The organism is Propionivibrio sp., assembly GCF_029255185.1.
GTDB lineage: Bacteria > Pseudomonadota > Gammaproteobacteria > Burkholderiales > Rhodocyclaceae > Propionivibrio.
This window is the reverse complement of sequence record NZ_JAPUVO010000071.1, coordinates 1-18,453: the sequence shown is the minus strand read 5'-3', so window position 1 is coordinate 18,453 and position 18,453 is coordinate 1. Positions and strand designations below refer to the sequence as shown.

The window sequence follows — 18,453 nt, the reverse complement described above, 5'->3', positions numbered from 1 at the left end:
TTTCTCCAAAAAATGTACGATGAAGATTGATTCGAAGCTCGTGCAACATCTGCAGAGCGATTGCAATGTGCCGGGCCGACTTACGCATCGAGCCGGAAAACGAAAGGCACGCGGACCCTGACCGTCTGCCCATGACCGGCACAGTGGAGCTGTGCAACCGCCACAGTTGCCGCGCTGTTGAAAACCTTATTGGTTGATCGGGCGACGCTGATCTCGCCGACGCCGCCGGTCGGCGAAACGCTGAATTCGACCTCGACCTCGCCCGACAGCCCAAGCCTTATCGCCTGCGTCGGATAAGGTACCCGGCTGCGAACCTCCGCGTGATTCGGGCAGACGACACCGACCGCGACAACCGCTGGCCGGGGCGTCTCGACAACAGGCGCCGGTGGCGGCGGAGGCACCTGTGTCACGGCTGTCACCGCGTTCGACGGTGACGTTGTTGCCACGGCAACTTCCGGCGGTGGCACATAGGCTGGCGGCGGCGCGGGCCTGGGTTGCGGCCGCAGCACTTTGGGCGGCGGCGGTGGCTGCTGCAGTTTTACCTCCTCGATGATGGCTACTTCGAGGGGTTTCTTGAACACCTCGACCACCTTGCGCGCCAAACCATTGAGCAACGCATAAATGACAACGATGTGAACGAGAACGACCGAGCCAATGCCAAACAGGTAACGGCGCGGATCTGTCTTTTCTTGCGCGTAACTCATATCGCCACGGGACAATCGACATCAGAGCTTGGCGATCGAAACCTCGGTGGCCTTGACCAGCGCAAGAACCTCCGTGCCGACAACAAGTTCAAGATCCTTGACCGACCGGGTCGTAATGACCGACGTTACAATGCCGAATGGCGTTTCGACATCGACTTCGGACACCACCGGTCCATGGATGATTGCTGTGATGGCGCCGTGAAACTGATTACGGGCGTTGATGGCTGCAATAGACATTGGAGACTCCTGAAAATCGTGATTGGGAAAAAACGAATCCTGCTAAGAGTGGCCAATGTATGCCGCGGTCACGACGGCAACAACGAAGAAAAATGCAGAAGCTTATTTCGCCGGGCAGTATAAAACCGTGCCGTCCTCTGATATGCAATTGGCTTAAGCTTGGTGGCTGACACAGCCCGCCCTACGGTTCGCCGCCTCAGCTCATCCTTGATACAATCCGCCCACTGCTCAGTGCAGGACACGCCCACTGATCCTGGTCGTAAACACCACCAACCCTTGCAAAGGAAATCGCATGCACCGCTCAATTTTTAGCCTGGCCCTGCTCTTGGGCGCCACACTTCCTGCGCTCTCGTTTGCTGTCGACAGCGCGCTGCAGGTCAATGATCCTTATGTCCGGCTGGCGCCGCCCAGCGCACCGGCAAGCGCCGCTTTCATGGTCATCAGCAACTCCGGCAGTGCCGACCGCAAGCTGATCAAGGCGGAAAGCCCGGCCGCCAAAACCGTCGAGTTGCACAGCCACATCAGCGAGAACGGTGTCATGAAAATGCGCCAGGTTCCAGGTATCGACATCAAGGCCAACGCGCGGGCAGAACTCAAGCCGGGCAGCTACCACATCATGCTGATCGACATGAAGCAAGCGCTCAAGGAAGGCGAGGTAATTCCGATCACGCTCAGCTTCGATGACGGCAGCAAAATGCAGATCAATGCTCCGGTCCGCAAACAGACCACCATGCCAGCCGACAAGGCCATGGATCATCAGGGGATGAAGCACTAGCAGCCTGTTGCCCTCTGCGGCGTTACTGAATTTAAAAAGGATTCCCGATGAAAAAACCAATTCTTGCCCTTGCGTTGCTGATGATTGCAGCGGGTGCCGCGCATTCTGCGCCTCGGGCCACGAAAAAAGTTGTGCCCGAAAAAAAGGAGGCCACGTGGAACGTCCAGGAAGGTGAACAGATCGAAGCGCTGACCAAGAAGGGCGACCGCAGGCGCGGTGAGGAAGCCTATGAAGTCTGTGGCGCCTGCCACCTGCCGTCCGGGGCTGGCCGTACCGACGGGACATTCCCGCAGCTCGCCGGCCAGCATTCAACCGTGCTGATCAAGCAGATGGTCGACATCCGCTCCGGCCTGCGTGATAACCCGACGATGTATCCGTTTGCCGCAACGTTGACCGACGCCCAGGAGCTGGCTGATGTTTCGGCCTATATCGAGTCGTTGTGCATTCCGCTCGATCACGGCTACTATGATTCAAAGCCGGGCGATGCCGCCAAGGACTGGAAGGCTCCCGCCGATACGGCTCAGCAACTGGCGCAGGGCAAGGATCTGTACGAGAAAGAGTGCGTAACCTGCCATGGCGCCAACGGTGAAGGCATCAAGGACAAGTTCTACCCGGTAATCGCCGGCCAGCACTACAAGTACCTGCTGCGGCAGATGACCGAAATCCGTGACGGCAAGCGACGTAATACCAACCCGGACATGGTCAGGATCATCAAAAAATACAATGACCGGCAACTGGTTGCCATTGCAGCCTACCAGTCCAGCCTGGAGATGCCGGGCAATATGTGCAAGCCGAAGGCTGCGGCAAAGAAAAAATAGGCGATTGGGGTCGTCATTCCAGCGCCGGCGGGAGGTCAGTCGCGTAGACATCTGCGCTCGCATCCAGCGATGTCGGGTTACGCTGCGCTAACCTACGAGTTGTGCTCCACATCAGTTCGAATCGCACCCGTCTGATACTGGCCCTGCTGTTGCACCGCCGGCAAATGCGCGCAGAGCAGGCGAAAGCCTGAGAGCGTCGCCCAAGTGCCTGCCAGCGAACGTTCCGCAGGCCATCACGAGCCAAGGTTGTCTGCCGCGAACCCCCAGTTGATCAATTTATCGAGAACGGCATTGACATAATCGACGCGGCGGTTCTGATAATCCAGGTAGTACGCATGCTCCCATACGTCGATAGTCAGGAGCGGTTTCACGCCCTTGGTCAAAGGTAGTTCAGCATTGCCTGTTTTGACCACTTTAAGTTTGTCACCATCGAGGACGAGCCATGCCCAGCCGCTGCCAAACTGGGACGTTGCCGCAGTCGCCAACTCCTTCTTCAAGCCATCCACACTGCCAAAGGAAGCCTCGATCTTCTGTTTCAACATTGCCGGAGGTTCGCCACCGCCGTTTGGCTTCAGGCTGCGCCAGTAAAAGGTGTGATTCCACGTTTGTGCTGCGTTATTGAAGAGCGCTGTTTTGTCTGCCTGACCGGCCGTTCCGGCAATGATCTTCTCCAGGGAAAGGTCGGCAAACTCGGTTCCCGCGATGAGCCTGTTCAGGTTATCGACATAACCCTTGTGGTGCTTCCCGTAATGAAAGCCCATCGTATTGGCCGAGATGACCGGCTCCAGGGCATTATCGGCGTAAGGCAGTGGCGGCAGGATGTGGGCTGCTGCCGCCTGGCTGGTGCGCGGCAAGCCTCCCAGCGCAAACAAGAGCGCGGCGCCCGCAGAGGCTGCCAGAAAATTGCGGCGGTCAAGGGTGGGGGAAGTGACGAACTCGGCGGCGCTTTTCATGTTAACTCCTGTGGATGGTTTGGAACTTGATGCGCGCATTTCAGTTTAAAGTCAGTCTCCAGGCGTCTGTGTAACGAATTAACGAACAGCCTGATCATACGATTGCTTGGATTTTGGAAAGTTCCGAGAACCCGTTTTGGTCGCAGCCCGCCGATCAGCACCCGGCAACAAAAATGGCTTGACAGTTGAACTTCAACACCCATAATCAAGCACGTATCGAAGTGCGACGTATGCACTCGTTTTTATTCCAAGGAGATTTTCCATGTTCACTACTCCCGAACAATTTGCCGCTGCCAACAAGGCTTCGGTCGATGCCATGCTGTCTCTTGCCAACACCGCGCTGGCCAGTGCCGAGCGTATCGCCGCGTTGAACCTGAATACCGCTCATACGCTGCTGGAAGACGGCATGGCCAACGCCAAGGCGCTGCTCGGCGCCAGGAATCCAGAGGAAGCCATGAACCTGGTCGCGGCACAATTGAAACCGGCCGTCGAAGAGGCTGTGTCCTACACGCGCAGCCTCTACGAGATTTCGGCGCAATCGAGAGAGGACCTCTCCAGGCAACTCGAAAGCCAGTTCCGCGATTTCCAGAAGCGGGTATCCGGCCTTCTGGACATGGCTGCGCAGAACGCCCCGGCCGGTTCCGATGCCGCGATTGCTGCGGTCAGGTCAGCACTCGAAGCTGCCAGCTCTGCTTTTGGCCACATGAAGACAGTACTCAAACAGGCCGCTGAAATTGATGAAGCAAGCATCGCCAGTGCGAGCAATGCAACGGTCAATGCGGTCAGTTCGGCCACCCCCCGCAAGAAAAAATAGTATCCCACCCTCTTGAGAATCACGCAGCACGCTGTCATGACGACCTTCGCCCCTCTCGTGATCATTCTGGCGCTGGCCAGCGTCGCCGTGGTCGGCTACAAGTACTCACCGTCATTACTGACCAAGGCCGACCTGACGATAACGCCGGTGGCCGGTTGCGATCTGCATAAACAGACCTGCCCTGCCAATCTGCCCGGTGGCGGACGTCTCGAACTTGCCATCACGCCGCACCCAATTCCTGTCGTCAGGCCCCTGCAGGTCAGCGTACGCATCGCCGGTATCGTGGCGGACAAGGTTGAAATTGACTTTGCCGGACTCTCCATGAACATGGGCTACAACCGGATAACCCTCGTTGCCGACGGGAAGGGAGGCTATAGCGGCGACGCCACGCTTCCCGTCTGCATCACCGGCCGCATGGCCTGGCAAGCTACGCTAGTCGTCGAAACCGGCCGTCAGCGTATCGCCGTACCCTACCTGTTTGAAGCGCCAACGGAGGGAAGCTGAAGTAGTTCGCCGGACATGCCGTCAGCATTGCCCGCCAAGCCCGCTAGCGCCAGATACTTCACTTCCATGTATTCATCGAGGCCATGGCGCGATCCTTCGCGGCCGATGCCGGAACGCTTGACGCCACCAAAGGGGGCGGCCTCGGTTGAAATTATTCCGGTATTCACGCCGACCATGCCGTACTCCAGTTGACGTGAAACCCGCCAGACGCGGCCATGATCCTTTGAGAAAAAATAGGCCGCCAGGCCAAACTCGGTATCGTTGGCCATCGCCACAGCCTCGTCTTCACTGCCAAAACGCAAGAGCGGAGCAACCGGGCCGAAGATTTCCTCCCTGGCGACCGCCATCTCGGATGTTACGTCACGCAGCACGGTGGGCTGGAACCAGGTTCCACCCAATTCATGACGGTGCCCGCCGCAAACCACACGCGCCCCTTTGTTGACCGCGTCCTGCACCAATTGTTCGACCTTGGCGATGGCCGACTCATCAATCAGCGGACCTTGCGTGACGCCGTCATCAAGCCCATTGCCGACTTTGAGTATGGCAACAGCGGCCGCCAGCTTGCTGGCGAAAACGTCATAGACGCCATCCTGAACCAGGAAACGGTTGCTGCACACGCAGGTCTGCCCGGCGTTGCGATACTTTGAGGCCATCGCCCCGGCGACAGCGGCATCAAGATCGGCATCGTCAAAAACAATGAACGGAGCATTACCGCCCAATTCAAGCGACATTTTCTTGACGGTGCCGGCGCATTGCTGCATCAACAGTTGGCCGATAGGCGTCGAACCGGTAAAGCTCAGTTTGCGCACGATCGGGCTGGCCGTCATTACGCCACCAATGACGCTCGCCGTGCCGGTGACGACGCTGAACACCCCGGCCGGGACACCGGCGCGCTCGGCCAGTTCGGCCAGCGCCAGCGCCGAGAGCGGGGTTTGCGCGGCCGGTTTGAGGACGATGGTGCACCCGGCAGCCAGCGCCGGCGCTACCTTGCGAGTAATCATCGCCGCCGGGAAATTCCACGGCGTGATGGCCGCGCATACGCCGACCGGCTCTTTGGTGACGACGATCTGACGATCCCTGAATGGCGACGGGATCACCTCACCGTAGGCGCGTTTGGCTTCCTCGGCGAACCACTCGATGTAGGCTGCGGCATAGGCGATTTCGCCACGCGCTTCAACCAGCGGCTTGCCTTGTTCGGCGGTCATCAGCAAGGCCAGATCGTCCTGGTTGGCCAGCATCAGGTCGAACCAGCGGCGCAGGATGCGGCTGCGCTCGGCAGCTGTCGTCTGGCGCCAGATTTTCCAGGCTTTATCGGCAGCCAGGATGGCGCGCCTGGTTTCGGCAGCGCCACAGCAGGGCACGCTGCCAATCGCCACGCCACTTGCCGGGTTGGTCACCACGATACATTCGCCACTGTCTGCCCCGACCCAGGCGCCATCAATGTAGCAAGCCTGGCGCAGCAGGGTGGCGTCTTTCAATGTCAGCATGAACTGTTCTCCTTTGATTTTTCAGTTGCCTGAGCTGGCTCCTGCGTAAACCGAAACGGCCAGAATAAATCTGGCCGTTTTTTTGACTAGGCGAACCGGATGCTACAGATTTTCAAAGTTAACATCGTAGGGGTACGCGCGATTCGCCTCGCTTGACTCGCGCAGGCGCTTTTGTTCGGTCAGATCGATCTTTTTGTCCCACAACAGGGCACGCCCGACGAGTTGATCCTCGGCCCATTCCGGATGTTGCTTGAGCATGTCACGCATGAACAGCGTGTATTCCGATTCGTACAAGGCCATTTGCTACGCTCCCGACAACAGGGTTTAGGTGACCACGAAGGCCGCAGTGGGGCGATTATACCCTCGCCCCATCAGTGATAAGCAATCGGCCGCGCCGCGCCGACACAATAATCGTCAAGCAGCGAATCAATCGACGCCATATCGCGTTCTTCGTAGGGGATGCTGTCAATCGCATTGCGCAGCCCGACCGCCACGGAACCCTGCACAAAAAGGCTGCGGCCTCCGAGTTTATCGACCAACTCAAAGCCCTGCTGCACCGGGTAGGCAACAATGGCATAACTTTCGCTGTTATAGACAAGGTTCATTAGGACTCCTTCGTGTAGCACCCGGACTCGCTCCGGCGCTGAAAATCACCCCCGGGCGACTGCAAGATGAGTCCGTTTCGGCCTATTTCAAGGCGGCAGTTTAACCTGTACCCTAAGAGCAATGCCTACGGTGATAATACTCATTCCCTCTTTCGTGGTTTTGTTGAGAGCTTCCCATGACACGACGTCTTCTACTCTTGTTCGCAGTGCTCGGAGGAATTTTTGCTTGCGCTTTTACATCTGCAATCGCCGCAGAATGGCCCACCGAGAAGCTGGGGCCAAAACAGGTTTGGGACGAGGCGACTGACCATGCCACGCAAAGCCGCTTTATACCCATGCAGCTGATTTTGCCTGACGTTTGGCAGGGTATACGGCGGATCGACATGCCGATTGTTGAAAGAGCCTATGCCGAAGGTACAGTGTGGACGGGTCCGCACGAGTGGCGGAACCCATACACCGGACAAATGCTGATGGTCTACGACCGCAGCCGCACGACTCGACGCGAAGGATTCGTGGAGCAGCGGATGGCGATACGGACCGATGGCTCGGCCATTGGCCGCGCCTACGATTCACGCTCTGGCGGCCAAGTCTGCGATCAAGAAGCGAAATTTCCGCTTGGCGTCTGGAAACAAGACGAAGTGCGCACCTTCGAGTACGTATGTCTGGCGACTCACTCAGGTCGAGTGCTTGAGCGTGGTCGCATCGCGCGCATCACGATCGAGGAACTGGACTATGAATACAACGGTATTCCACATAGTCTCCGCTTCGCATGGCACTACTCTGACCGAGACAGCGGTGAGGTCCTCGATCACCGAACCTATATTTTCGCTCCAGGTCTCGGTCTCGCCTCTCAGTTTCGACGGTAGTGGCGTTGCGCAATTATGGAATTGACCAGCGAGGAGAAGCCGTGGATACTTTGCCTCCAGGGTTAAACTCCAGAACCTTTAACGGAGCGAGATGACCATGCCAACTTCTCTTCTGCACAACGGTCTGTTTTTTCGTTGGATCTGTTTTGGACTGATAGCGATCTCGATCAATGTCTGGGCGAAACCTCTCCCCGAAGATCCGTTGCAACGGCGATGCTGGTTGCAGTACACCGCCGAGCGGACAGAGCCTGATGCTTGATCCGACCCCGGTGACCTTTTCGAACCTGAGCAACGGCTATACGGTACGCAGTCCGTTCTGGGTCGAATTCGGTATTCGGGGAATGGGGGTTATGCCCGCGGGCAACAAGATGGACAAGACCGGCCATCATCACATGCTGATCGATACACGGTTACCTTCGGATGTTTTTGTCCCGCTCCCTTTTTCGGACACGTACCGCCATTTTGGCAAGGGACAGACCGGGACGGCGCTTGATTTGCCGGTCGGCCGGCACACCCTGCGCCTTTTGTTTGCCGATCACGATCACCGTCCGTATTTTGTCTTCAGTCCGGAAATAACAATAACCGTTAGTGGAAGGCGTGATGAATTGCCGGCACCACGCATCAACGCCGACCAGTTCGACGACACATGCAGAGCATGGTATCAGGACGAAATGACAACACCATTGAGCAGCACTGTCAAATCTGCCTACCTCAAGAACATACGAGGTGGTGAGTCAGTGGAATCACCAGTTCTGGTGAAATTCGGCGTTGTCGGATACGGCGTTGCTCCTGCCCGTAGCCTCGTCAAAGACGCCGGCTATTTCGTTCTGAACGTGGCGAAGAAGAATGTTCCGATCAGCAAGGTTTCCCTGGAAAACGGTGAAACGGAAACCATTCTTGATTTGCTCCCCGGCGAACACAGTTTCGAAATCGAGTTTGTGAGCACGGATGGCAAGCGCTTGTTGCACGACCAATTGCCAATTACCGTCGTCAAAGGACGCGATAAAGGGCCTGATGAGAAGAAAGAAACAGGGCCTCGGGCGTTGCAGTCCACATACAAACCGTCACGCCCGTGACCATCTGTTTCTACGCCTTTTCGAAACGCATCACCCCGCCCTTGCAGGCCACGCGAATCGTGTCGCCGGCAGCGAAATACCCTTCGAGAATCGCTTTGGCCAGCGGATTTTCAAGCTGCGATTGAATGGCCCGCTTCAGTGGACGCGCGCCGAATACCGGGTCAAAGCCGGCGGCGGCGACCTCGGAAAGCGCACTGTCGTCGATTTCGATTTTCATTTCGAGTTGAGCCATGCGTCTTTCCAGATAGCTAAGCTGGATCCGGGCGATCGACTTGATGTTTTTCTCGTCGAGCGCGTGGAAGACGACGACTTCATCGATACGGTTGATGAACTCCGGTCGGAAATAAGTCTTCACCTCGCCCATCACCGCCAGCTTGATCACCTGATAATCGTCGCCGGCCATCTGCTGGATCATCTGCGAGCCGAGGTTCGAGGTCATGACGATCACCGTGTTTTTGAAATCCACGGTACGCCCCTGCCCATCGGTCATCCGCCCGTCATCGAGCACCTGTAGCAGCACGTTGAAAACATCGGGATGCGCCTTCTCGACCTCGTCGAGCAGGATCACGCTGTACGGCTTGCGGCGAACGGCTTCGGTCAGATAACCGCCCTCCTCATAGCCAACATAGCCGGGGGGCGCGCCAATCAGGCGTGACACCGAGTGTTTTTCCATGAATTCGCTCATGTCGATGCGAATCATGTGATCCTCGGAGTCGAACAGGAATCCGGCCAGCGCCTTGCACAACTCGGTCTTGCCGACACCGGTTGGGCCGAGGAAGATAAATGAACCGTAGGGCCGGTTTGGATCGGCGAGCCCGGCCCGCGAACGGCGAATGGCATCGGACACCAGGCGCACCGCCTCGTCCTGACCCACGACCCGCTGATGCAGGCGCTCTTCCATGTGCAGCAGCTTCTCGCGCTCGCCCTGCATCATCTTGGCCACCGGGATTCCCGTGGCGCGCGACACCACCTCGGCAATTTCCTCAATGCCGACCTGGGTGCGCAAGAGCCTGTTCTGCTGCGCGCCGTCACCGGCTTTTTCAGCGACCTTCAATTGCGCCTCAAGCTGCGGCAGCTGGCCATATTGCAACTCGGCCACCTTGTCCAGCTTGCCTTCACGTTGTAGACGGGTGAGCTCGGCTTTCAGCTTGTCGATTTCTTCCTTGATGTGTGCACTGCCCTGGACCTGTGCCTTCTCGGACTTCCAGATCTCTTCCAGGTCGTTGTATTCACGCTCCAGCTTGAACAACTCATCCTCGATCAGTTGCATGCGTTTCTTCGACGCCTCGTCCTTCTCCTTGCGCACCGCCTCGCGCTCGATCTTGAGCTGGATCATGCGCCGGTCGAGCTTGTCCATGACCTCGGGGCGCGAATCGATTTCCATGCGGATGCGCGCTGCCGCCTCGTCGATCAGGTCGATGGCTTTGTCCGGCAGGAAACGATCAGTGATATAGCGGTGGCTCAATTCGGCGGCGGCGACAATCGCCGGGTCGGTGATGGCAACGCCGTGGTGCAGTTCGTAGCGGTCGCGCAGTCCGCGCAGGATGGCGATCGTGCTCTCGACTGACGGCTCATCGACCAGCACCTTCTGGAAGCGGCGTTCGAGCGCGGCATCCTTCTCGACGTACTTGCGGTATTCGTCGAGCGTCGTGGCGCCGATGCAGTGCAATTCGCCGCGCGCCAGCGCTGGCTTTAACATGTTGCCGGCATCAATGGCGCCTTCGGCCTTGCCGGCGCCGACCATGGTGTGCAGTTCGTCGATAAAAACGATGATGCGCCCTTCTTCCTGCGCAATTTCCTTGAGCACGGCTTTCAGGCGTTCCTCGAACTCACCGCGATACTTGGCGCCGGCGAGCAGCGCTGCCATATCGAGGCTCAATACCTTCTTGCCTTTGAGCGTTTCCGGAACTTCGTCATTAATGATGCGCTGCGCCAGTCCTTCGACGATCGCCGTCTTGCCGACGCCCGGCTCGCCGATCAGTACCGGGTTGTTTTTGGTGCGTCGTTGCAGGATCTGGATGGCACGACGAATTTCATCGTCGCGACCGATTACCGGGTCGAGCTTGCCCTGGCGCGCGCGCTCGGTCAGGTCGACACAGTACTTTTTCAGCGATTCGCGCTGCCCCTCAGCCTCCTGGTTGTCAACGCCCTGCCCGCCGCGCACCGAGGCCACTGCCTGTTCCAGCGCCTTGCGCGAGAGGCCATGCTGCTTGACCAGACGTCCGGTTTCACCCTTGTCGTCGCACACGACGAGGAGAAACATCTCGCTGGCGATGAACTGGTCGCCACGTTTCTGCGCCTCCTTGTCGGTGAGATTGAGCAGGTTGGCGAGGTCGCGCCCAATCTGTATCTCGCCGCCATGCCCTTCGACCTTCGGCAGGCGGTCAATGGCTTGATCAAGCGCTGCCTTGAGCGCCTGCACATTGGCCCCGGACTGCGCCAGCAGCGACGCCGTGCCGCCGTCGTCCTGCTGGAGCAGGGCAAGCAGCAGATGCTGCGGCGCTATCATCTGGTTGTCATGACCAAGCGCCAGGCTGGAAGCATCTTCCAAAGCCTGCTGAAATTTGGTGGTCAGTTTGTCTTGGCGCATGGCGTCCCCCTTAACTATTTGGATGCCAGGCAGATGGGGGAGTCTCGCCGAATTTCAAGAGCAACCTGGCTCAGTGCGTACAGAAAGACACGCTCACCACTTCATTTGCAGAGTTTAGACTCGTCCTGACAGCCGACCGAAAACACTGCTGCAAAACCGCCGCCGCGCGTGCGAAAATTGGTCGTCTGGCCTTGATACAAGCGCGCAGAAACAAGTTGAACGGCGCCGCAATAGACGTAATTGCGCAGATCCAGCTTGAAATCCTGTTCAAGACCATCAACCAGCAAACGCCGCTTCGATGGTGCTACCAGCGCCTGCGCGACATAGCCTCCACGCGAGATTTCCGCAAAAACCCGTTTGGTCAACTTGTCGCCGCGATAGGTGGCCTTGCTGCCATAGCCTGCTGCCGGTTTGAAGAACCAACGCTTGCGGCTGCTCCAAAACGATTCAGCCTGCTCAGGCAGCACTTCCTGGGTCAGCGGGACGCCGGCCTTAAGCAATTGCCGGTCCGCTGCGCTGACCCCAACCGCCTGCAACCATGGTTCGTCAGTCAAGGCAGCCAGATTGCGCTTGTCGGCATAGAGCGCATGCGCCCTCGGGTGCGACGTGAGCACTACTGCATTGGCCAGGTAAGCCGCGCGCAAGGCTGCATTAGGCGCATCATCGAGGGGAAAATCGGTCAGCCGGTTATAAACCAGATCGACCGTCTGCCCACGACATCGCAGTCGCTGACCATCAAAGGAAAGTTCGCCAGGGTCAGCGATCATTGCCAAGATGCCGTTGGCCTCGAACAATTGGCGGAAGAGTTCGAACTCAGGCGCCAGGAACTGGGTTGCGGGGGCTGCGTCGACGATGGCGATGCGCTCGAGCAGGGCATCGCCCCGCGCCAGTCGCCACTCCTCGCGAAACATGTCCACGAAGCGCTCTTCCGGCGCTTTGCCGGGCAGCACGGCAAGCGGTGTACAGCAGGCGTTCTGTGCCCGCAGCAGCTTGGCGTTGAGCAGGCCACCGCCGGCATTGGTATTGATCTCGATTAAGCGCGGCCCGCCGACGCTAAGATGGAAGTCATAACCAAGGAAGACTCCGGCTGCCGCCGAATGATGGTGCGCAATCGCTGGCGCATAGGCCAACACCCGTTCACTCCAGGCGGTCATCGCGACCACCCGCTCGATGACACCGATCAGGTCGGCCATGATTTGCAGATGTGCCTGCGCCACATAAACCCGCGTATCCGAGAACAGATGAGGACGCGTTGTCAGCAGGTCGGCCAGCAAGCCCCCCCCTCCTGCCAGCGCCTGACGCAAGCTCTCGTTATTCATCGAACTGCAAAAGCAGCCGCGATTGAGTAGCGCCGCAGCATCGCGACAATCGGGCGGCAGCGCCAGGCTGGAAATGGGTGAGGTCGAAATCGTCATGGGGTCTGAAAAAACGCCAGCACTTCGTCAAGCTCGCGGGTCCGCTTCATCGGTGGCAGGCTGCGCCAGACGCGCTTGCCGTAGGGCTTGCTGATCAAACGCGGGTCGCAGATCATCAGCACGCCGCGATCAGCCTCATCGCGAATCAGCCGGCCAGCGCCCTGCTTGACGTTGATCACGGCACGCGGCAATTGATAATCCATGAAGGCGTTGCGCCCTGCACTCTTCATGCGCTCGATGCGCGCCGATAGTACCGGATCATCCGGCGGCGCAAAAGGCAGCTTGTCGATGACCACCAACGACAGCGCTTCGCCGCGCACATCGACGCCCTCCCAGAAACTCTGGCTGGCGACGAGAATGGCATTGCCCAACTGGCGAAAACGTTCGAGCAACTCATTCTTGCTCCCCTCGCCCTGTAACAGCAGCGGGAAGTCCAGCCCCGCACGCGCCAACTGCTCGCTCAGCAACTCATGGGTACGGCGCATGGCGCGCAGCGATGTGCACAAGAAGAAGGCGCGCCCGCCGCTGGCCTCAAGAACCGGGAAAGCGGCCATCACCACGGCTTCGGCAAAACCGTGGCTATTCGGATCAGGCAGGCCTTGCGGCGCATAAAGCAAGGCCTGCTCAGCATAATCGAACGGGCTATCCCAGCAGGCCGAATCGGCCTCGCCAAGACCCATCTCGGCGCAGTAGTGGCCGAAATCCTTCTGCACGGCGAGCGTCGCCGAGGTGAAAACCCAGGCGCGCGGGTGGCCGCTCATCTGCTTGTGCATGATGCTAGCGATGATCAGAGGCGTCGCATTGAGCTGCAACGCATGGGTGTAGGTTTCGCCCCAGCGCACGTAGTCGGCGTCGGCACCGCCCTGCCAGCGGCGCAGTTGCGTTAGCAACTCGCCGGCACGGCGCCAGCAGTTTCCCAGCCCTTCCGAGCGCTGCGCCTGCGTTTCTAGCAGAGCGGCTAAGGCTTCAACTGCCCGGACCAAGCCGACGACACCGTTGCCAAAGCCCATGCGCGCTTCCAGTTGCACCAGGGAAAAACGCGAGGGTTCAAGCGGCAAGGTCAAGCGCAGATCCTTTGCCGCCTTTTCCAGTGAGCTGCAAAACCCGGGCAGATCGAGGCAATCGCGCGCAGAGCTCAGGCCTTCGGTCCGCGTATCGCGTGTCAGATCGAGAATCTGGGAGGTCGACACATTATCGCCAAAGAACAGGCTAGCCGTTTCCGGCAACTGGTGCGCTTCGTCGAAAATCACCGTATTGCAGGCTGGCAGCAGTTCCGCTGTGCCTTCGTCACGCAGCATAACATCGGCAAAAAAGAGGTGGTGATTGACCACCACCAGGTCGGCAGCCAGCGCCTCACGCCGCGCCGCCAGAACGAAGCACTCCTTGTGGCTCGGGCAATCCTGACCAAGACAATTCTCGCGCGTCGACGTCACCAGCCCCCACACCAAGGAGTTTTCCGGCACACCGACGCATTCGGCCTTGTCGCCGCTCTTCGTTTTCTTGGCAAAGCGCGCGATGCGATGGGCATAGGCGGCATCCTCGCGGCTAAGAAATCGGCCATCAGCCAGCGCGTTCTCCAGATGATAGTGGCAGACGTAATTGGCGCGCCCCTTGAGCAGCGCAACTTTGACCGGCGAACCCAGCGCCTTGCGCACAGTCGGAATATCGCGCGAAAAGAGCTGATCCTGCAGATTCTTGGTGCCGGTCGAGACAATCACCTTACCCCCGGAAAGCAGCGCCGGAACGAGGTAGGCAAAGGTCTTACCGGTGCCGGTGCCGGCTTCGGCGACAAGCACCTTGTTTTGCGCAATGGCCAGCGCAATGCGCTCGGCCATCTCAACCTGCTGCGCCCGCTGACGGTAGCCGGGAATGCTTTTAGCCAGCAGGCCATCCGCAGCGAATACATCGGAAAGGGGAATTGTCATACGTGCAGTTTGCGCGGCGCACCTCGTGACTGCTTAGCAACGAGTCAAAGGGCGGCGCAAAAAACGTCAGACCGCGTCTTCGCCCGTCTCGCCGGTCCGGATGCGCACCACCTGCTCAACGGCAGAGACAAAAATCTTGCCATCGCCAATCTTTCCGGTGCGCGCGGCCTTGATGATCGAATCGATGGCGCTTTCAACCGCACTGTCGGGAACGACAATCTCAATCTTGACCTTGGGCAGAAAATCAACGACATACTCGGCACCACGATACAACTCGGTGTGCCCCTTCTGTCGGCCGAACCCCTTGACTTCGGTCACCGTTAGGCCCGAAACGCCGACTTCAGACAGTGCCTCGCGCACTTCGTCGAGTTTGAACGGCTTGATTACGGCCTCAATTTTTTTCATTGCAATCACTCCAGAAAATCACGGTAGATCGTATCAGAAATCGAGACTCAGTACGGATCGCGGTAGTGATTGGTTATCGGATAACGCCAGTCCTTGCCGAAACCACGCTGGGTGACGCGAATGCCAATCGGAGACTGACGCCGCTTGTATTCGCTGATTCTGAGCAGACGCACGACGCGGCGCACATCGGCCTCGGCATACCCTCTGGCGATGATTTCACGCGGGCTAAGATCCATTTCCATGTAGGCTTCAATGATGGCATCGAGTACCTCGTAGGGCGGCAGATTGTCCTGATCAGTTTGCCCCGGTTTCAGTTCGGCCGACGGCGGGCGAGTGATGATGCGCTCGGGAATCGCATAAGACACCGTATTTCTCCAGCGCGCAATACGATAGACCAGCGTTTTGGCGATGTCCTTGATGACCGCGAAACCACCCGCCATGTCGCCGTAAAGCGTGCAATAGCCGACGGCCATTTCAGACTTGTTGCCCGTCGTCAGCACCAGCGAACCGGACTTGTTGGAGAGCGCCATGAGGATCATGCCGCGAATTCGCGCCTGCAGATTTTCTTCCGTGGTGTCCTCCGGCAGGCCGGCAAATTCTTTCTCGAGCAGCACGGCAAAGGTCTGCATCGCCGGTTCGATGGCGATTTCGTTGTAACGCACACCAAGCAAACGGATCATTTGGCGCGAGTCGGCCAGACTGATCTGTGCGGTATAGGGTGAGGGCATCATCACCGCACGTACCTTGTCGGCTCCCAGTGCATCGACGGCGACGCACAACGTCAGCGCCGAATCGATACCGCCCGAAAGCCCGATGATGGCGCCGGGAAAACCATTTTTCCCAAGATAGTCGCGCACGCCAAGCACCAAGGCCTGATAGACCTCGGCTTCGACCGCCTTCTGCGCAACCATGACCCCCGACTGCGGCTCGCCATTGACAAAATCGACCAGAACCAGCGCCTCTTCGAATTTTGGTAATTGACAACGGATCTCACCGCGCGAATCAAGGGCAAACGAGCCACCGTCAAAAACGAGTTCATCCTGCCCGCCAACCAGATTGGCGTAAATCACTGGCAAACCGGTGGCGGCGACACGTTCGCGCAGAACCTCAGTGCGCCGGAGCTGTTTACCGACGTGATAAGGCGAGGCATTGAGTACGAGCAGAAGTTCGGCGCCGGATTCGCGCGCCCGATCCGCCGCTCCCGCTTCCCATACGTCGGCACAGATATTGATGCCGCAGCGAACACCTTTGATGGTCACCACACAGGAGGAATCTCCGGATTCGAAATAACGCTCCTCGTCAAAGACCTCGTAGTTGGGCAGGCGCTGCTTGCAATAGGTGGCAACGCGAGCACCTTCGCTGATCAGTGTTGCCGCATTGAAACAGCAGCCGTTTCTCGTCAGCGGGTGACCGACGAGAACGGCGATGCCCTGCACTGCGACGGCCAACGCATCGAGTGCACGCTCGCAGGCAAGGTAAAAATCTTCGCGCAGCAGGAGGTCTTCCGGCGGATAACCGCAGAGCACCAACTCAGGCGTCAGCAGAAGGTCGGCACCTTGCGCCCTGGCGCGTAAGGCAAAATCGAGGATACGCGCAGAATTACCGGCAAGGTCGCCGACCGTGGCGTTGATTTGGGCAATTGCAATCTTGAGTGTCATGGGCGTAACTACTGAAGAAGATAAGTTCAACAAACCGGCTTGATCCGATTGGCGAATTTTTTCCGCAATTTCCCTAGTTTCGGACTAACGACAAACTGGCAGTAGGGCTGATCGGGGTTCATTGCAAAATAATGCTGGTGATAGTCCTCTGCCGGAAAAAACCGAGGGACTGGCAGCAACTGAGTAACGATCGGCCCAGGCCAAAGGCCTTGTGCGTTCAGTTCAGCAATCAATGCTTCAGCGATGGCAGACTGCACGGGAGAATGATAAAAGATAACCGAACGATACTGTGTCCCTAAATCATTGCCCTGCCGATTAAGTGACGTCGGATCGTGAATCACAAAGAAAATTTCGAGCAACTCCCTATAGCTAATCTCGCTCGGGTCAAAAACAACTTGAACCACCTCGGCGTGACCGCTGCTGCCTTCACAAATGGTCCGATAGTCAGGATTTTCGGTATGTCCGCCGGCGTAACCCGAGACGACCGTGACAACACCAATCACCTGTTCGAATGCGGCTTCCAGGCACCAGAAACAGCCGCCGCCCAGCGTTGTCAACTCTTTACTGTTTTTTGACATGACATTTCCTTATTCGACACATGCCTGTCGAACTGACTATTCGGGGAAAAGCTCTCGATACAATGAATGGCTGGCAAAAGCCAGGACCGGGAATGTCAGCAGGAAAAGCGGGAAGATCAGGATACTGCCGATGATGCTCACCGCCAGAATCAAGGCCCACAGACAACTGGCCACGAAATTTGCGAATACCGCTGTGACACTCAGGACAACCGCCTGGACAAGGCCTGCCCGACGATAGTAAAGAAGGGGCACGGAAAACGCTGAAATGGAAAAGATTACAAAGGCAAGTACGGCCCCGAGCAGTGAACTCCAGATCAGAAAAAAAAGGATATTTTCTGAAGGCGAGAAAAACACCAGCAAGGACACAGGCACGCGCCCGACAGTAAAACCGTAGAGCGTTGCCACATCGGTGACCCAGATCATGAACAGCAGTGTGCACACCAGTGTGATGACCAGCAGCCCACGCGATGCGCGAGAAAACCCATCGACAATATCCGAAAACCCGCATGTTTTTTTGAGCGCGACACTGTCTGCCAAGGCAAAGAAACCCGTGAGCAACACCGGGCCTAGCAACATGAAGCCCCCGGCCAGTGGGAAAATCATCGGGGCAAAACTTGCCCGTACAATGCTGAACAAGATAAGCACACCAACTAATGCAAAAATCATCGCGTAGGTGACGCTTAATTGCCGGGTGATTAAAAACATTCTCCAACCACGGCTCAGGGCCCTGAAAATCGAATCAATCGTCAGGCGGCTGAAGACGGGACCACTATCTGCAATCATACAATCTCCAATGCAATGGCAGCATTTTGACATAATTGTATGCAAATTACGCAGACGGCTCGCACAAAGCCCTAGCCCTCGACGCGGATGCGACGAGGGCTAGGGCTTTTGAGGGGTAGCCTGGCGGTGACCTACTTTCGCACACGTAGTATGCACTATCATCGGCGCGACTTTGTTTCACGGTCCTGTTCGAGATGGGAAGGGGTGGGTCCAAAGTGCTATGGCCGCCAAGCGTAACTTGTAAGCACGTCGCGGTTGAG

Annotated in this window: 19 protein-coding genes and 1 rRNA gene; 6 read left to right on the top strand and 14 right to left on the bottom strand. The window is 57.9% G+C overall.

Going from position 1 to position 18,453, the window contains the following annotated elements:
• Nucleotides 1-80: 80 nt before the first annotated feature.
• Nucleotides 81-704: a TonB family protein gene (locus Q1J43_RS03770; RefSeq protein ID WP_301101014.1), complete on the bottom strand. Its 624-nt coding sequence runs from the start codon at nt 702-704 to the stop codon at nt 81-83.
• A 21-nt stretch (nt 705-725) separates the two neighbouring features.
• Nucleotides 726-941, bottom strand: coding sequence for a TOBE domain-containing protein (locus Q1J43_RS03765; protein WP_301101013.1), 216 nt, complete (start codon nt 939-941; stop codon nt 726-728).
• 292 nt (nt 942-1,233) lie between these two features.
• On the opposite strand from Q1J43_RS03765, the gene Q1J43_RS03760 reads away from it, so the two are divergent.
• Nucleotides 1,234-1,716, top strand: coding sequence for a copper chaperone PCu(A)C (locus Q1J43_RS03760; protein ID WP_301101012.1), 483 nt, complete (start codon nt 1,234-1,236; stop codon nt 1,714-1,716).
• A gap of 47 nt (nt 1,717-1,763) precedes the next feature.
• Nucleotides 1,764-2,534, top strand: a complete 771-nt coding sequence (locus tag Q1J43_RS03755; protein WP_301101011.1) for a c-type cytochrome — start codon at nt 1,764-1,766, stop codon at nt 2,532-2,534.
• A gap of 233 nt (nt 2,535-2,767) precedes the next feature.
• Here Q1J43_RS03755 and Q1J43_RS03750 read toward each other — a convergent pair whose 3' ends face one another.
• Nucleotides 2,768-3,487 carry a superoxide dismutase gene (locus Q1J43_RS03750; RefSeq protein WP_301101010.1) on the bottom strand — a complete coding sequence of 240 codons (720 nt, stop codon included), beginning with the start codon at nt 3,485-3,487 and terminating at the stop codon, nt 2,768-2,770.
• A gap of 262 nt (nt 3,488-3,749) precedes the next feature.
• Between Q1J43_RS03750 and Q1J43_RS03745 the strand changes: the two genes are divergently transcribed.
• Both Q1J43_RS03745 and Q1J43_RS03740 read left to right on the top strand, forming a co-directional pair.
• Nucleotides 3,750-4,301, top strand: coding sequence for a phasin family protein (locus Q1J43_RS03745; RefSeq protein ID WP_301101009.1), 552 nt, complete (start codon nt 3,750-3,752; stop codon nt 4,299-4,301).
• 36 nt (nt 4,302-4,337) lie between these two features.
• Entirely contained in the window at nt 4,338-4,805 is a 468-nt protein-coding gene (locus Q1J43_RS03740; protein WP_301101008.1) for a hypothetical protein, read from the top strand.
• On the opposite strand, the gene Q1J43_RS03735 is transcribed toward Q1J43_RS03740, so the two are convergent.
• From Q1J43_RS03735 to Q1J43_RS03725, 3 genes are all read right to left on the bottom strand, one after another.
• Entirely contained in the window at nt 4,772-6,292 is a 1,521-nt protein-coding gene (locus tag Q1J43_RS03735) for an NAD-dependent succinate-semialdehyde dehydrogenase (protein WP_301101007.1), read from the bottom strand. The genes Q1J43_RS03740 and Q1J43_RS03735 overlap by 34 nt on opposite strands.
• 102 nt (nt 6,293-6,394) lie before the next feature.
• Nucleotides 6,395-6,592: a DUF3460 family protein gene (locus Q1J43_RS03730; protein ID WP_301101006.1), complete on the bottom strand. Its 198-nt coding sequence runs from the start codon at nt 6,590-6,592 to the stop codon at nt 6,395-6,397.
• Nucleotides 6,593-6,663: 71 nt separating this feature from the next.
• Nucleotides 6,664-6,897, bottom strand: a complete 234-nt coding sequence (locus tag Q1J43_RS03725) for a DUF3567 family protein (protein ID WP_301101005.1) — start codon at nt 6,895-6,897, stop codon at nt 6,664-6,666.
• Between the two features lie 176 nt (nt 6,898-7,073).
• On the opposite strand from Q1J43_RS03725, the gene Q1J43_RS03720 reads away from it, so the two are divergent.
• Together Q1J43_RS03720 and Q1J43_RS03715 are read left to right on the top strand one after the other, a co-directional pair.
• Nucleotides 7,074-7,763, top strand: a complete 690-nt coding sequence (locus Q1J43_RS03720) for a hypothetical protein (RefSeq protein ID WP_301101004.1) — start codon at nt 7,074-7,076, stop codon at nt 7,761-7,763.
• A 251-nt stretch (nt 7,764-8,014) separates the two neighbouring features.
• The gene (locus Q1J43_RS03715; protein ID WP_301101003.1) at nt 8,015-8,839 is read left to right on the top strand and encodes a DUF4399 domain-containing protein; all 825 of its coding nucleotides are present in this window, start codon (nt 8,015-8,017) and stop codon (nt 8,837-8,839) included.
• Between the two features lie 10 nt (nt 8,840-8,849).
• Here the strand turns inward: Q1J43_RS03715 and clpB are convergent, their stop codons facing one another.
• The 8 genes from clpB to rrf all read right to left on the bottom strand — a co-directional run bounded on the left by clpB (nt 8,850) and on the right by rrf (nt 18,425).
• Nucleotides 8,850-11,429 (bottom strand): ATP-dependent chaperone ClpB, encoded by a 2,580-nt coding sequence (gene clpB / locus Q1J43_RS03710; RefSeq protein ID WP_301101002.1) that lies wholly within the window; start codon nt 11,427-11,429, stop codon nt 8,850-8,852.
• Between the two features lie 101 nt (nt 11,430-11,530).
• Complete coding sequence (locus tag Q1J43_RS03705) at nt 11,531-12,844, bottom strand: hypothetical protein (RefSeq protein ID WP_301101001.1); 1,314 nt, start codon at nt 12,842-12,844, stop codon at nt 11,531-11,533.
• Complete coding sequence (locus Q1J43_RS03700; RefSeq protein WP_301101000.1) at nt 12,841-14,769, bottom strand: ATP-dependent DNA helicase; 1,929 nt, start codon at nt 14,767-14,769, stop codon at nt 12,841-12,843. Before Q1J43_RS03700 ends, Q1J43_RS03705 begins: the two co-directional genes overlap by 4 nt.
• Before the next feature lie 66 nt (nt 14,770-14,835).
• On the bottom strand, nt 14,836-15,174 hold the full coding sequence (locus tag Q1J43_RS03695; protein WP_301100999.1) for a P-II family nitrogen regulator: 339 nt from the start codon (nt 15,172-15,174) through the stop codon (nt 14,836-14,838).
• A gap of 47 nt (nt 15,175-15,221) precedes the next feature.
• A complete protein-coding gene (locus tag Q1J43_RS03690; RefSeq protein WP_301100998.1) occupies nt 15,222-16,832 on the bottom strand; it encodes an NAD+ synthase in 1,611 nt (536 codons plus the stop codon).
• A gap of 26 nt (nt 16,833-16,858) precedes the next feature.
• A complete protein-coding gene (gene msrA / locus Q1J43_RS03685) occupies nt 16,859-17,410 on the bottom strand; it encodes a peptide-methionine (S)-S-oxide reductase MsrA (protein ID WP_301100997.1) in 552 nt (183 codons plus the stop codon).
• 36 nt (nt 17,411-17,446) lie between these two features.
• On the bottom strand, nt 17,447-18,193 hold the full coding sequence (locus Q1J43_RS03680; RefSeq protein WP_301100996.1) for a DUF2189 domain-containing protein: 747 nt from the start codon (nt 18,191-18,193) through the stop codon (nt 17,447-17,449).
• 118 nt (nt 18,194-18,311) lie between these two features.
• Nucleotides 18,312-18,425, bottom strand: a 5S ribosomal RNA gene (gene rrf / locus Q1J43_RS03675).
• Nucleotides 18,426-18,453 lie beyond the last annotated feature (28 nt).